The sequence below is a fragment of the Leucobacter sp. USHLN153 genome (assembly GCF_037145615.1).
GTDB lineage: Bacteria > Actinomycetota > Actinomycetes > Actinomycetales > Microbacteriaceae > Leucobacter.
In genome coordinates this window covers 223,588-237,023 of sequence record NZ_JBBCXE010000001.1, presented here as the reverse complement: position 1 = coordinate 237,023, position 13,436 = coordinate 223,588, and the positions used below count along the sequence as shown (strand labels likewise).

Here is a 13,436-nt window from a genome sequence, read left to right as displayed (position 1 = left end):
GCATGTCTGGTGGATTGATTGCCGCGCTCATCGTGGTCGGTGTCCTGGTGCTTCTCATCGGGTACGTCTGGATCACCTACAACTCCCTCGTCACACTTCGCGTGCGGGTTGATGAGGCTTGGAGTGACATCACGGTGCAGCTGAAGCGGCGCGCAGACCTGATCCCGACCATTGTCGAGACGGTGAAGGGGTATGCCGCGCACGAGAAGAGCGTCTTCGAAGATGTGACGCGCGCTCGAGCCGAGACCATCTCCGCTGAGGGCCCCGCAGAGGCCTCGGTCGCTGAGGGGCACATGCAGCAGGCGCTGAAGAGCATCTTCGCCGTAGCTGAGGCCTACCCGCAGCTCCAGGCGAGCCAGAACTTCCTGCAGCTCCAGAGCGAGCTGGTCGACACCGAGAACAAGATCCAAGCGTCTCGGCGCTTTTACAACGGCGGCGTGCGGGAGTACAACACGAAGATCCAGGTCTTCCCCAACACGCTCTTCGCCCGAGGCATGGGGTTCGCGGAGCGCGATTTCTTCGAGGTCGACGACATCGCTTCGATCTCCGAGCCGCCGCGCATCCAGTTCTAATCGGAGGAGGCCGTGTACCGCGCAATCCGCCGCAACAAGGTCAACAGCGTCCTCATCATTCTGCTGTTCATCGGCATCGTCGGGGGCCTCGGCCTCCTCGCCGCCTACATCTACCGCTCGCCGGGTATCGTCATCCTGGTCGTCGCGGTGTCGATCGGGTACGCGGCGATTCAGTACTTCATGGCGGGGCGCCAGGCGATCTCGATGAGCGGCGCGCGTCGCATCACGTCGGCCGAGAACCCGCGGCTCTACCGCATCGTGGAGAACCTCTCGATTACGACCGGTACCCCGATGCCCGAGGTGTACATCGTCGACGACCCAGCGCCGAATGCCTTCGCGACCGGCCGGGATCCCGAGCACGCCATGGTGGCGGCGACCACGGGCCTGCTCGAGCTGCTCACCGACCCAGAGCTCGAGGGCGTGATGGCGCACGAGCTCGGCCACGTGCGCAACTACGACATCCGCGTCTCGATGATCGTCTACGGCCTCGTGGTCGCGGTCGGCATGATCGCGGACGTGCTCGTGCGCATGGCCTTCTTCGGGCGGAACAACAACAACGGCAACCCGATCGTGCTGATCTTCGGGCTCGTCGCGATGCTCGTGGCGCCGCTGGTCGCGACCGTCGTGCAGCTCGCTGTCTCGCGTCAACGCGAGTACCTGGCCGACGCGACGGGCGCGCTCACGACCCGGCACCCCGAGGCGCTCGCGAGCGCCCTTCACAAGCTCGAAACGTTCGGCCGCCCGCTGCAGCGGCAGCAGTCGAGCATGGCGCATCTGTGGATCGCGGATCCGCTGAAGCCGGGCATGGTGCAGCGTTTGTTCGCGACGCATCCGCCCATTCCCGACCGCATCCGCCGTCTCCTCGACATGGGCGGCAAGTTCTAGCACGGCCTACTGCGGCGCGCTACGCCCGCACCGACCCGAGAGCCCGGGGCGTACAGTAGGAGGCGAGCTGAGGAGGTCGCCCCAACCGTGTCGAATATGTTCCGCTCGCTCTCCGTACGTGATTACCGCATTTGGTTTTTCGGAGCGCTGGTGTCGAACATCGGGGCATGGATGCAAACGACCACGCAGAGCTGGGTGGTGCTTACCGAGCTGACCGACAACAACGCGTCCGCAGTCGGCACCACGATGGCGCTGCAATTCGGGCCCCAGCTGCTGCTCGTGCCGTTCAGCGGCGCGGTGGCGGATCGCTTCGACCGTCGTCGGGTGCTGATGGTGACGCAGTCCCTGCTCATGCTGCTCGCGGCGGGGCTCGGGCTCCTGCTCATCACCGGCCTTGCGGAGCTCTGGCACCTCTACGGGTTCGCACTCGCCCTGGGCATCGTGAACGCGTTCGACACGACGTCGCGTCAGGCGTTCGTCTCCGACCTCGTGGGAGTCAACCAGACGTCGAACGCGGTCGCGCTCAACTCCGCGTCCTTCAACTCGGCTCGCCTGATTGGCCCGGCCGTGGCAGGCGTGCTGATCGCGATCATCGGTTCGGGCTGGGTCTTCATGATCAACGCCGTGTCGTTCCTCGCAGTGCTGGGCGCGCTCGCGGCGATCCGCACGCGGCACAAAAAACCACCAGCGGCGGATCGCCGAGAGCCTCAAATGCAGCAGCTTCTGGCGGGCTTCACGTACGTGCGCCGACGCCACGACCTCCTCGTGATCTTCGTCATGGTGTTCCTCGTCGGCGCGTTCAGCATGAACTTCCCCGTGATCTCGTCGACGATGGCGTTGGAATTCGGCCGCGGGGCGAGCGATTACGGGCTCTTGTCTTCGGTGCTCGCGGTCGGCTCGCTCGCCGGAGCCCTGCTCGCTGCTCGTCGCCCGGCGGCACGCATGCGCGTCGTGATCCTCGCGGTCGGCGGCATCGGCACGGTCAGCCTCGTGGCGTCGATCATGCCGACGTTCTGGACGTTCGCGGCGACGCTCGTGTTCTTCGGATTTGCGACCTCGACCATGCTCACGACCGCAAACGGCTTCGTCCAGACGACCGCGACGCCGGCCGTTCGGGGGCGCGTGCTGGCGCTCTACATGGCGATCCTGATGGGCGGCACTCCCATCGGTGCTCCGCTGGTGGGCATCGCCGCCGACGTGCTCGGGCCGCGCTCGACGTTGATCATCAGTGCTCTCGCCGGGCTCTTGGCCTTTGGCATCGGTCTCGCCTGGTTGTTCACCGAGCGTCAGCTCCGGTTCCACCGCGTCGACGGCCGGTGGCACGTCACCCACGTCGGTCGCCCGGATCTCCAGGCAGATCGAAGGAGGCAGGCGGAGACGCTCACGGCGCCCGTTTCCGTGCTCGGTCGTGAAGGCGCGCCCGTCATCGGGGCGGGTGAGTCCGCACCGCAGGAGGGCTCGACCGAAGCGATCTCGATCGACGGGCTTGTCGCAGCCGCTGGGGAAGCGAACGAGGAGGGCGGCCGCGACGGTACTACCGATGATGCGGGGGAGAGGCAAGACCGCCCGAAGCGTTAACGACGGTGCGGTCCTCCCGCTGCTCCCAGTCTCGGGCGACCTCGGCGCCGATCTCCGAGAGGTAGTGCGCAGCATCCCGAATGCTGCTGGCACGGTCGGGAGCGCGATCCTGAACCACATAACAGCCGCTTACGCCCGCCTCCCGCCACTCGCGTTCGGAGAGCTCGTTGCGTCCACACACCACCACCGTCGGAATATCGAGTGTGTTCGCTGCCCGGGCAACGCCGATGGGCGTCTTCCCCGCGAGGCTTTGCTCGTCGAACGAGCCTTCGCCGGTGACCACGAGGTCCGCTCCAGCCAAGTGCGCGCGGAGCCGGGTGAGTTCGCAGAGCACGTCAACGCCCGGCCGCTGCTCTGCGCCCAGCACCGCGATGGCGGCGAAGCCGACGCCGCCCGCGGCACCCGCCCCCGGTTTCTCTGCCGGGTCCGTGGGGAGGGTCGGGCAGCCGCGATCCTGCACCGCCGAAACCAGGCGATGCACATATCGCGTGAGCCCCAATTCGAGCTGCGCGACCTCGGCGGCGCTGGCTCCCTTTTGCGGGCCGAAGGTCGCGGCGGCGCCGTGCGGCCCGAGCAGTGGGGAGTTCACGTCTGAGGCGAGGGTGAAGCGGGCGCCGGAGAGGCGTTCGTCAAGAGCGGAGAGATCCACTCGCTCGAGCCGTCCGAGCGAGCCGCCTCCCGCGGGCAGCTCCTCGCCATCCGCACCGAGCAAGCGCGCGCCGAGCGCCGTGAGCATGCCCGAGCCCCCGTCGGTGCTCGCGCTCCCGCCGATCGCGAGCGTGAAAAAGCGCGCGCCGAGGTCGAGCGCCGCGAGGATGAGTTCGCCTGTGCCGCGGGAGGTCGCTCGGAGCGCGTCGCGCTGCGCCCTCGGCACGAGGGCGAGGCCCGAGGCGGAGGCGAGCTCGATCACCGCCTCGCTACCCTGCAACGCGAAAACGGCCTCGATCGGTTCGCCCAGCGGCCCGGTGACTGTGGCGCTGTGACGCGCGAAACCGCTCGAGATCGCGGCATCTATGGTGCCCTCGCCGCCATCCGCCATCGGCACCACGGTGAGATCGACGTCAGGGTCAACGGTGCGGATGCCGGCCTCGAGCGCGGCTCCGACCGCGGGCGCGTCGAGCGAGTCCCTGAACTTATCCGGAGCGATCACGATGCGCATGCTTTCACGCTACTCCTTTGCCGCGAGAGCTGAAGCGAAATGCGGCGAAAGCGCGCTCCAGTGCAGCGCAACGACAGAAGTTACGGTGCCCGACTGCTTCCGCTGCGGGTACATAGCTATGAACGGTAGGCTGAATGCGTCCCGGCGGTAGTTGATGCCGCTCTTCCACGAGTATGGAGCCATGATTCACGGTGAGTGATTTCTTGTCCGCGCAGACCCGCACTGAAACGGACTCTCTCGGCAGCGTCGAGATTCCTTCCTCCGCGTATTGGGGGGTGCATACGGCGCGAGCGCACGAGAACTTCCCGATTGCGCGTCGACCGATTTCGGTCTATCCCAACTTCATCCGTGCGTTCGCGTGCGTGAAGCAGGCTGCGGCGCGAGCGAACCTCGAGATCGGGGCGCTCGACGAGCAGCGCGCCACGCTCATCGATCGCGCCTGCGAAGAGATCAAGACGGGCATGCTCCACGATCAGTTCGTGGTCGGCGTCATTCAGGGCGGTGCCGGCACCTCGACGAACATGAACGCCAACGAGGTCATCACCAACCGCGCGCTCGAGCTGGCAGGGCACACGAAGGGTGATTACGGGTACATTCACCCGAACGATCACACGAATCACAGCCAGTCGACGAACGATACCTACCCGACGGCCATCAAGATCGCTCTCGCGTTCTCGCTCGGCAGCCTGCTCGAGGAGCTCGACCTCCTCGCCGAGTCGTTCGCGGCGAAGGGTCGCGAGTTCGCGGACATCATCAAGGTCGGCCGCACGCAGATGCAGGACGCCGTTCCGATGACCCTCGGTCAGGAGTTCAACGCGTTCGCGGTCACGCTTCGCGAGGACATCGAACGCCTTCAAGAGGCTGTGTCGCTGCTGCGCGAGGTCAATATGGGCGCGACCGCGATCGGCACGGGCATCAATGCGCCGAAGGGGTACAAGGAGGCGGTGATCAAGCACCTCCGCGAGATCACGGAGCTGGAGCTCGTCACCGCGGGCGACCTCGTGGAGTCCACGAGTGACACCGGCGTCTTCGTGACCTTCTCCGGTGCACTGAAGCGCAGCGCGCTGAAGCTCTCGAAGATCTCGAACGATCTGCGTCTGCTCTCCTCGGGCCCCCAGGCGGGGCTCGGCGAGATCAACCTTCCGGCGCGCCAGGCTGGCTCCTCGATCATGCCTGGCAAGGTGAACCCGGTGATCCCCGAGGCGGTGACGCAGGTCGCATACTCCGTCGCGGGCGCCGATGTCACGGTGTCGATGGCGGTCGAGGCCGGTCAGCTGCAGCTCAACGCTTTCGAGCCGGTCATCGCGCACTCGCTCTTCCAATCCATCACCTGGCTCGAGCGGGCCTGCCAGACCCTCCGCGTGAACTGCGTCGACGGCATCACCGCGAACGAAGAACGCCTCGAGGACATGGTGTCGCGGTCGGTCACGGTCATCACGGCGCTCGCGCCCGTGATTGGCTACTCGGCGGCGGCGAAGCTCGCAAAGGAAGCCCTCGCGACGAACGCGAAGGTCTCCGAGCTCGTCACGTCGCGCGGTCTGCTCGATCAGGCGCAGCTCGACGACATCCTGCAGCCTTCGAAGCTCGCGGGCCTGGCTCCAGAAACCGGTGTGATCGATGTCATCGAGCCGTCTTCTGACTCCGCTCCCGAGAAGATCGAGGGCGACATGGACCCGGAGACGACCGCGACGAAGTAACTCGCGAGGCGGCTTCCGCACAGAGAAAACGGCCGGCAGGATCATCCGATCCCGCCGGCCGTTCTCGTATCTGCGGCATGACGTCCGTTGCGGCTCAGCGGGGCGCGGCTCAGCACGGGGCGCGGCTTGCGCCCGGGGGCGTGGCTTGCGCCCGGGGGCGTGGCTTGCGCCCGGGGGCGCCCGCCCCGGTCAGCCCTCGACGCAGGTCGACGTGAGTGCGCCGATCCCTTCGATCGTCACGGTCACCTCGGTGCCCGGCTTCAAGTACAGCGGGGGCTTCCGCGAGCGGCCAGCGCCGCCCGGCGATCCCGTCGAGATGACGGTGCCGGGGAGCAGGGTCAGCTCCTGTGAGATCGAGGCGATGAGCTGGGCGACCGAGCGAATCATGTAGGTCGTCGAAGAATCCTGCACGCGCAGACCGTCGACATCCGTGGTGAGGCGCAGTGCCTGAGGATCGGGGATCTCATCGGCGGTAACGACGACGGGCCCGACGGGCGTGAAGCCGTCGAACGACTTGCATCGCGACCACTGCGGTTCGCGGAACTGAATGTCGCGAGCGGTGATGTCGTTGATCGCCGTGTAGCCGAAGACGTAGTCGAGTGCCTCGTCCACCGAGACGTTCTTCGCGGGCTTTCCGATGACGACCCCGAGCTCGCCCTCGTAGTCGATCTCCACGCTGACCTCGCTGGAGAGCGGAACTGCGCCGCCGTGCGCGCCGAGGGAGTTCGGGAACAGTGAGAAAAGCACAGGCCCGGAGTCGTTGTCGAGGCTGAGCTCGCTCGCGTGCTCGTCGTAGTTCAGGCCGACGGCGAGCACGATGGGGGCGCCGACGACGGGCGGTGCGTGCTGCGCGTCTCCGACGGCGCTCCAATCGTCCGCGCTGAGCTTCGCGGCGGCCTCGCGAATTCGCTGGAGCGGCTCACCGCCGGCCTCGATGAGCGACTGGAGCGTTGCGAACGTTTCCCCGAGGTGCTGCACGGCGACGTAGCGGTCGTCATCGAGGAGGACGAGTTCGGGGGCGGACTCCGGCTGGGTCTTCAGATGCGCAAATCTCACGGTTCCAGGGTATCGGAACGAGGCCACGCGCGTCGGCCGCGAGAGGTGCTACAGTTCGGCGCCGCGCGCGCGAAGTTTCCCTCTGGGCGAACGCAGAGGCGGGTTTGCCGCAAATTCGGAGAGAATGAAGCCATGACTGATGCACCGCAGACGAAGCCCGAGATCGAGTTCCCCGAGGGGCCGGCTCCGACCGAGCTCCAGATCGTTGACGTTGTCGAGGGCTCCGGCGAGGAGGCGCTCGCCAGCTCGACGGTCGACGTGCACTACCTGGGCGTCGAGTACGACACGGGCGAGGAATTCGACTCATCGTGGAACCGCGGTGAGTCCATCAACTTCCCGCTGCGCGCCCTCATCCAGGGGTGGCAGGTGGGCATTCCCGGCATGAAGGTCGGCGGGCGCCGCAAGCTCATCGTGCCGCCGGCTCAGGCGTACGGCACGTCGGGCGGTCACCCGCTCTCGGGCAAGACCCTCATCTTCGTGATCGATCTGCTTGGCGTGAGCTAACTCGAATTTTCGGGCGCCGCTTCGGCGTAACACTGAGGGCCGTTCGCACTGCGAGTGGCCCTCAGCCGTTTCTGCGCACGACGATGCGCAGCCCCGTTCCGAGCCGCACCGTGCCGGTGGTACCGTTTCTCTGTTCAATGAACATGAGACCATCGGATTGGAGCGGCCCGTGGCGGAGGCGCAGCAGGTGACGGACGAGCAGCAGCAGGCTTCCCCCAGGGGAGGTGTCGACCGCTTCTTCAAGATCACCGAGCGCGGCTCGACCTTCGGCACTGAGGTGCGAGGTGGCCTCGTCACGTTCGTGACGATGGCGTACATCGTGATCCTCAACCCGATCATCCTCACGAGCGGGGTCGACGTCGAGGGCAACACCCTCTCCTTCCCGGCCGTGAGCGCGGTCACGGCGTTGACCGCCGGCGTCATGACGATCCTCTTCGGTCTGGTCTCCCGCTTGCCATTCGGCTTTGCCGCCGGCCTCGGCATCAACGCGTTCTTGGCATTCTCGGTCGTCGGGCAGGTCACCTGGCCCGAGGCGATGGCGCTCGTCGTTATCAATGGCGTCCTCATCGTGATCCTCGCGGCGACGGGCCTCCGACGCATGATCTTCGACGCGGTGCCGGTCGAGTTGAAGCTCGCGATCACTGTGGGTATCGGCCTCTTCATCGCCTTCATCGGTTTCGTGAACTCCGGCTTCGTCACGTCAACCGGCAGCTCCTCGCCGCCCGTCGGGCTCGGCATCGGCGGCTCCGTCGTCACTATCCCGACGCTGATCTTCGTCGTAACGCTCGTGCTGACAGGCGTGCTCGTGGCCGCGAAGGTCAAGGGCGGCCTGCTCATCGGCCTCGTCGCGGGCACGGTGATCGCGGTCGTCGTCGAGGCGGTCTGGCACCTCGGTGCTGCGACCGACAACCCCGGCGGCTGGGGCCTTACGGTCCCGACGCTCGACGGCGCACCGTTCGGCATTCCGGACCTGAGCCTCGTCGGCGCGATCAGCTTCGATCTCGGCCGCGTCGGAGCCGTCACCATTGTGATGCTCGTCTTCACGCTGCTGTTCACGAACTTCTTCGACGCGATGGGCACGATGACCGGGCTCTCCCGCGAGGCCGGGCTTGCTGACGCCCAGGGCGACTTCCCGCGCTTGAAGTCGGCGCTCGTGGTGGAGGGCGTTGGCGCGATCGCGGGCGGCCTCACCTCCTCCTCCTCGAACACGGTGTTCATCGAGTCGGGAGCGGGCATCGGCGAGGGCGCGCGCACCGGGTTCGCGAACGTCGTGACCGGACTCATGTTCCTGCTCGCGATGTTCTTCACGCCGCTCACGCAGATCGTGCCGACCGAGGTCGCCGCGGCCGCGCTCGTCATCGTGGGCGCGCTCATGATGGCCCAGATCAAGCACATCGACCTCACCGACTTCCGCGTGCTCCTGCCGGTGTTCTTGACGGTCGCGGTCATGCCGATGACTTACTCGATCGCGAACGGCATCGGCGCGGGCTTCGTCGCCTGGGTGCTGGTGCACGCGTTCTCGGGCCACGCGAAGCGCATCCACTGGTTGCTCTGGGTGGTCGCGGCGGGCTTTGTGTTGTTCTTCGCCCGCGGTCCGATCGAGGCTGCTCTGGGAGCCTGACACTCGCGGCGCGGGTGGGTCGCTCGGGGCGATGCGGATCGCAGCGAGCGGGACGCCCGCTGCAGGGCCGCGCGCGGGGGATCGGCGCGCGTCGCGAAACCACGGTGCGGCCGGAGTGGCGAATCCCGGGCTCAGTCGTGCTGGCCGCGCGGCGCCCCGGATCGCTGCGCGAGCAGGTGCTCGAGCAGCGGTTCGAGCACCGCAAGACCATCGCGTACGCCGCCGGGGGAGCCGGGGAGCGTCATGATGAACGTGCGCCCGGCGAAGCCCGCGACGCCGCGGGTCAGCACCGCGCTCGGCAACGCCTGGGCGCCGCGCCGCCGGAGCTCCTCTACGAGGCCCGGGATCGTCACGTCCAGGAGGGGCTCGACCATCTCGGGCGTGCGATCGCTCGGTGAGACTCCAGTGCCGCCCGTCGTTAGGATGAGGTCCACGGAGCGTTCCAGGGCTTCGGCGAGGGCCGCGCCAACGGGCGCGCCGTCGGCGACGACGCGGGGAGGCGGGGTCTCGAAGCCTCGCTCGGCGAGCCACGAGCGGATCGCCGGCCCCGTCGTGTCGAGGGTCTCGCCCGCGGCGCCGCGCGTCGACGCCACGATCACTCGCGCGGTGCGGGACGGGGCGTCCGCGGGCGCCACGCCGTGAGCCGCAGGGCTCACTCGATGCTCCAGTCGCCGCTCTTGCCGCCGGCCTTCGCGAGCACGCGCGTGCCCGTGATCACGGCGCGGTTGTCGACGGCCTTGATCATGTCGTAGAGCGTGAGCGCGGCAACACTCACGGCCGTGAGCGCCTCCATCTCGACCCCTGTCACGCCTCGCGTCGTGACGCTCGCGACCACGCGCACGCGATCGCCGTGCTGCTCGAAGTCGACGGCGAGCTTCGTGAGGGGCAGTGGGTGGCAGAGCGGGATGAGCTCGGCGGTGCGCTTCGCGGCCATGATGCCCGCGATCCGCGCCGTGCCGAGCGCCTCGCCCTTCGGAAGGTCCCCGGTCATGAGCCGATCCACGACGTCGGCGCGCGTCTCGACGTACGCCTCCGCTCGTGCCGTGCGCTTCGTGACCGCCTTCTCGGTCACGTCGACCATGTGGGCGCTCCCGTCCGAGCGCAGGTGCGTGAGGTCGGAGCTCGTGTGCTCCGAGGTCGTGTGCTCCGCGGGGGATGATTTAGTCATCGATTCTCCAGACTTCGACGTGGTCTCCGGCGCGAAGTCCGGAGACCCCGCGTGGAATGTGGGCGAGCACCTCGGCGTCCGCGAGGTCGGCGAGCAGGTGGGAACTGGGTCCGCTAACGACGACGCGGCCATCGGCGTCGATGCGGCCGCGGCGCACCTGGTGCTTCTGCGCGGGGGACTCGACGTCATGAGCGAGCGCGCGCTCCTCGACCGGCCGAGTGGCCCGGGCACCGGCGTACTCGCGCAGCAGTGGCCTCAGGAAGAGCTCGAACGACAGTGCGGAGCTCACAGGATTCCCCGGGAAGCAGAGCACGGGGATCGGGCCAGCCCCCGCGTCGACCACCCCGCAGCCCTGCGGCCCACCCGGCTGCAGGGCGAGGCCCGCGAATGACGCTCCGATGCGCTCAAGGGCGTCGCGCACCACCTCGAACGCTCCCGCGCTGATGCCGCCGGAGGTGACGATAAGGTCGCAGTTCGGGCTCTCGCGCGCGATGAGCGCGCGGAGCGACTCGGGGGAGTCGGCGACCCGACGGCACTCGACCGCGGCGCCGACCTCACGGAGCGCTGCGGCGAGCAGCGGGGAGTTCGCGTCGTACACGCGCCCGGCGGCAAGCTCGGAACCCGGCTCGGCAACTTCGTCGCCCGTTGATACGAGCAGGATCCGCAGCCGCGGCCGCACGGCGACCTCGACCACCCCGGCGTGAGCGAGCAGACCGATCCTCGCGGGGGTCAGCCGCCGTCCTACCGCAACCAGCTGCGCTCCGCGCTCACGGTCCGAACCCGCCCGGCGCACGAACGTCCCCGCAGCAGGGACGCTCGAGAAGCTCACGGTGCCCTGCGGCGCGGGCCCCCCGGCGCGGCGCAGCTCGGTGAACCTCGGAGGATCCGCATGTTCGATCGGAATGACGGCGTCTGCGCCGATCGGGATGGCAGCCCCCGTCATCACCGGCGCGGCCGTGCCCGGCTCGTGTCGGATCGGTGCGTCCCCGGCAGCGGTCGTGCGACCGATCGGAAGCGTCACCGGCCCGGCGGCGTCGGTCGAGAGATCCGCAGCGCGCACGGCGTAGCCGTCCATCTGCGAGTTGTCGAAGGGTGGGAGAGTGACCGCGGCAAGCACGTCGCACGCCGCTACGCGGCCCACCAGTTCGGGGTCCGCGATCCGCAGCTTCTCGGGCCGCGACGCCGCTGTGCGCTCCAGCACCGGTCGCAGCAGCTCGCGCACGATCTCGGCGTGCTCGGTGTGGGAGCGCACGCTCACCCTCCGGCGAATGCGGGCAGCACGTCGACCGTGGCACCCGCGATGTCGCCGCCGTCACGGCGCACCGTGCCATCGACCAGGAACGAACCCGAGCGGAGCACGCGCTCCATCTCCGCTCCGTAGCGATCCGAGAGCTGGGCGCTCAGCTCATCGAGCGTCGCCGCCCCGAGTTCGAGCGATTCCTGCTCCGTGCCGGCCGCGTCGGCGGCCGCCGCGAAGTATCTGACGGTGATGCTGGCCATGCCCTCATGCTAGCCGCTCGCGACCCCCGGCCAGAGGGCCTGGTCGGGTGTGACCGCGCGCTCGTACACTGGACGCATGACCGAACCCACGCGACCGGGGCCACTCGTGGAGCCGTTGGCCGAGTTGAGTGCCGAAGCCGCTGGTCGCGCGCGGAGGCAGATCTCGCTGCCCGGCTTCGGAGATCTCGCCCAGCGCCGTCTCGCGGCGGCGCGCGTGCTGGTGATCGGAGCGGGCGGTCTCGGCTGCGCGGCAGTTCCGTACCTTGCGGGCGCCGGCGTCGGTCGCATCGGCATCATCGACGACGACGTCGTCGAACTCTCGAATCTGCACCGTCAGGTCGCACACGGTGCTGCCGACGTGGGGCGCGCGAAGGTCGACTCGCTCGCGGAGACCGTGCACGCCATGGACCCCGCGATCGTCATCGACCGACACCGCCTCCGCCTGACCTCGGAGAACGCGCTCGAGCTCTTCGGCGGCTACGACCTCGTGATCGATGGCAGCGACAACTTTCCGACGCGCTATCTCGCGAACGATGCAGCGCAGCTCACGCGGACGCCGCTCGTGTGGGGCGCGATCCTGCAGTACTCCGGGCAGGTGGGGGTCGCGTGGCACGCCGAGGGCCCTGGCTACCGCGACCTGTTCCCGACGCCGCCCGAACCGGGTTCCGTGATGAACTGCGCCGAGGGCGGGGTGCTTCCCGGTCTCTGCGGCACCGTCGGCTCGTTGCTCGCGACCGAAGCGTTGAAGCTCATCACGGGCATCGGCGAGCCGCTGATCGGCCGCGTGCTGCTGTACGACGCGCTCACCGCACGCACTCGCGAGCTGCGCGTGAATCGTGACCCGAGTGCCGAAGCCGTCACGGCGCTCGTGGACTACGAGCTGCTGTGCGGGATCGCGCCGAGCTCGAACACCGCTCGCACCGACGGCGAGGCAGCGCGGCTCACTGCTATTGACGGGCCGACGCTCGCCGCTGGCATCCGTGACGGTGTCGAGCGCGTCCTCATCGACGTGAGGAGCGCCCCAGAACGCGAGGAGCGGCGAATCCGCGGCTCCGAGTGGGTGCCGGTCGAGAACATCGAGGCGGGGGAGGTATCGCTGCCCGGCCCGGTGACGCTCTACTGCGAAAAGGATCCGCGCTCGGTGCGCGCCGCCCTCGCTCTGCAGCGGCAGGGATCGGTCGAGGTCGAGTACCTGAGGGGCGGGATCGACGGTTTCGCCCGGCTCGCCCCCGAGCTGATTGAGCGCGGCCCGGATGGTGCCGCGCCGGGGAGGAAACGATGAGCGAGCTGCTCGCCCGTGTGATCGACATGTCCATCGACGACGCGGAGGTTCGCGCGGCGGTCGAGGCCGACGAGTGCGGAGCGGTGTTGATGTTTCACGGCATCGTGCGCGATCACGACGGGGGCCGCGGCGTGCGCGCGCTCGACTACCGCTCGCACCCGGAGGCGGAGCGGCTGCTCGCTGAGTGCGTCGCCTCCGAGGGCGAACGGAGCGGGCTGCGGCTCGCCGCGATCCACCGAGTGGGTTCGCTGCGGATCGGCGACGCCGCCCTGGTGGCTGCCGCCTCCGCGCCGCACCGCGCCGAGGCCTTCGCCGCGCTCGAGCGGCTCGTGGAGCGGATCAAGCACGAGGTGCCGATCTGGAAGCGTCAGCACTTCGACGACGGTGCTTCCGAGTGGGTCGGGCTCTGAGGCT

14 protein-coding genes are annotated in these 13,436 nt (G+C 68.4%); 8 read left to right on the top strand and 6 right to left on the bottom strand.

What is annotated here, in order from left to right:
* Positions 1 to 2: 2 nt before the first annotated feature.
* From WFH00_RS01070 to WFH00_RS01060, 3 genes are all read left to right on the top strand, one after another.
* A complete protein-coding gene (locus WFH00_RS01070) occupies positions 3 to 572 on the top strand; it encodes a LemA family protein (RefSeq protein WP_336658696.1) in 570 nt (189 codons plus the stop codon).
* A 12-nt stretch (positions 573 to 584) separates the two neighbouring features.
* Complete coding sequence (locus WFH00_RS01065; protein ID WP_336658694.1) at positions 585 to 1,457, top strand: M48 family metalloprotease; 873 nt, start codon at positions 585 to 587, stop codon at positions 1,455 to 1,457.
* 96 nt (positions 1,458 to 1,553) lie between these two features.
* A complete protein-coding gene (locus WFH00_RS01060; protein WP_336659165.1) occupies positions 1,554 to 3,035 on the top strand; it encodes an MFS transporter in 1,482 nt (493 codons plus the stop codon).
* Here the strand turns inward: WFH00_RS01060 and WFH00_RS01055 are convergent.
* Complete coding sequence (locus tag WFH00_RS01055) at positions 2,992 to 4,194, bottom strand: glycerate kinase (protein ID WP_336658693.1); 1,203 nt, start codon at positions 4,192 to 4,194, stop codon at positions 2,992 to 2,994. The genes WFH00_RS01060 and WFH00_RS01055 overlap by 44 nt on opposite strands.
* Positions 4,195 to 4,385: 191 nt before the next feature.
* Between WFH00_RS01055 and WFH00_RS01050 the strand changes: the two genes are divergently transcribed.
* On the top strand, positions 4,386 to 5,891 hold the full coding sequence (locus tag WFH00_RS01050; RefSeq protein ID WP_336658692.1) for an aspartate ammonia-lyase: 1,506 nt from the start codon (positions 4,386 to 4,388) through the stop codon (positions 5,889 to 5,891).
* Between the two features lie 189 nt (positions 5,892 to 6,080).
* Here WFH00_RS01050 and WFH00_RS01045 read toward each other — a convergent pair whose 3' ends face one another.
* Positions 6,081 to 6,947, bottom strand: a complete 867-nt coding sequence (locus tag WFH00_RS01045; RefSeq protein WP_336658691.1) for a fumarylacetoacetate hydrolase family protein — start codon at positions 6,945 to 6,947, stop codon at positions 6,081 to 6,083.
* Between the two features lie 132 nt (positions 6,948 to 7,079).
* Between WFH00_RS01045 and WFH00_RS01040 the strand changes: the two genes are divergently transcribed.
* Entirely contained in the window at positions 7,080 to 7,451 is a 372-nt protein-coding gene (locus WFH00_RS01040) for an FKBP-type peptidyl-prolyl cis-trans isomerase (RefSeq protein ID WP_336658690.1), read from the top strand.
* A 169-nt stretch (positions 7,452 to 7,620) separates the two neighbouring features.
* Positions 7,621 to 9,072 (top strand): NCS2 family permease, encoded by a 1,452-nt coding sequence (locus tag WFH00_RS01035; RefSeq protein ID WP_336658689.1) that lies wholly within the window; start codon positions 7,621 to 7,623, stop codon positions 9,070 to 9,072.
* A 131-nt stretch (positions 9,073 to 9,203) separates the two neighbouring features.
* Here the strand turns inward: WFH00_RS01035 and WFH00_RS01030 are convergent, their stop codons facing one another.
* Genes WFH00_RS01030 through WFH00_RS01015 form a run of 4 tightly spaced genes read right to left on the bottom strand, consistent with a single transcriptional unit; the run spans position 9,204 to position 11,740 of the window.
* Positions 9,204 to 9,728 (bottom strand): MogA/MoaB family molybdenum cofactor biosynthesis protein, encoded by a 525-nt coding sequence (locus tag WFH00_RS01030; RefSeq protein WP_336658688.1) that lies wholly within the window; start codon positions 9,726 to 9,728, stop codon positions 9,204 to 9,206.
* Entirely contained in the window at positions 9,725 to 10,240 is a 516-nt protein-coding gene (moaC, locus tag WFH00_RS01025; RefSeq protein WP_336658687.1) for a cyclic pyranopterin monophosphate synthase MoaC, read from the bottom strand. Before moaC ends, WFH00_RS01030 begins: the two co-directional genes overlap by 4 nt.
* Entirely contained in the window at positions 10,233 to 11,492 is a 1,260-nt protein-coding gene (locus WFH00_RS01020) for a molybdopterin molybdotransferase MoeA (RefSeq protein WP_336658686.1), read from the bottom strand. The genes moaC and WFH00_RS01020 overlap by 8 nt, the downstream gene beginning before the upstream one ends.
* A 2-nt stretch (positions 11,493 to 11,494) precedes the next feature.
* Positions 11,495 to 11,740, bottom strand: coding sequence for a MoaD/ThiS family protein (locus WFH00_RS01015; RefSeq protein WP_336658685.1), 246 nt, complete (start codon positions 11,738 to 11,740; stop codon positions 11,495 to 11,497).
* 76 nt (positions 11,741 to 11,816) lie between these two features.
* Here WFH00_RS01015 and WFH00_RS01010 point away from each other — a divergent pair, with 76 nt between their 5' ends.
* Positions 11,817 to 13,022: a ThiF family adenylyltransferase gene (locus WFH00_RS01010; protein ID WP_336658684.1), complete on the top strand. Its 1,206-nt coding sequence runs from the start codon at positions 11,817 to 11,819 to the stop codon at positions 13,020 to 13,022.
* Positions 13,019 to 13,432: a molybdenum cofactor biosynthesis protein MoaE gene (locus WFH00_RS01005; protein ID WP_336658682.1), complete on the top strand. Its 414-nt coding sequence runs from the start codon at positions 13,019 to 13,021 to the stop codon at positions 13,430 to 13,432. Before WFH00_RS01010 ends, WFH00_RS01005 begins: the two co-directional genes overlap by 4 nt.
* Positions 13,433 to 13,436 lie beyond the last annotated feature (4 nt).

Bases quoted from the DNA above. Each gene is read 5' to 3' on its own strand.
- WFH00_RS01070 (WP_336658696.1), top strand. From the start codon at position 3: ATGTCTGGTGGATTGATTGCCGCGCTCATCGTGGTCGGTGTCCTGGTG.
- WFH00_RS01060 (WP_336659165.1), top strand. From the start codon at position 1,554: ATGTTCCGCTCGCTCTCCGTACGTGATTACCGCATTTGGTTTTTCGGA.
- WFH00_RS01055 (WP_336658693.1), bottom strand. From the start codon at position 4,194: ATGCGCATCGTGATCGCTCCGGATAAGTTCAGGGACTCGCTCGACGCG.
- WFH00_RS01040 (WP_336658690.1), top strand. From the start codon at position 7,080: ATGACTGATGCACCGCAGACGAAGCCCGAGATCGAGTTCCCCGAGGGG.
- moaC (WP_336658687.1), bottom strand. From the start codon at position 10,240: ATGACTAAATCATCCCCCGCGGAGCACACGACCTCGGAGCACACGAGC.
- WFH00_RS01015 (WP_336658685.1), bottom strand. From the start codon at position 11,740: ATGGCCAGCATCACCGTCAGATACTTCGCGGCGGCCGCCGACGCGGCC.
- WFH00_RS01010 (WP_336658684.1), top strand. From the start codon at position 11,817: ATGACCGAACCCACGCGACCGGGGCCACTCGTGGAGCCGTTGGCCGAG.
- WFH00_RS01005 (WP_336658682.1), top strand. From the start codon at position 13,019: ATGAGCGAGCTGCTCGCCCGTGTGATCGACATGTCCATCGACGACGCG.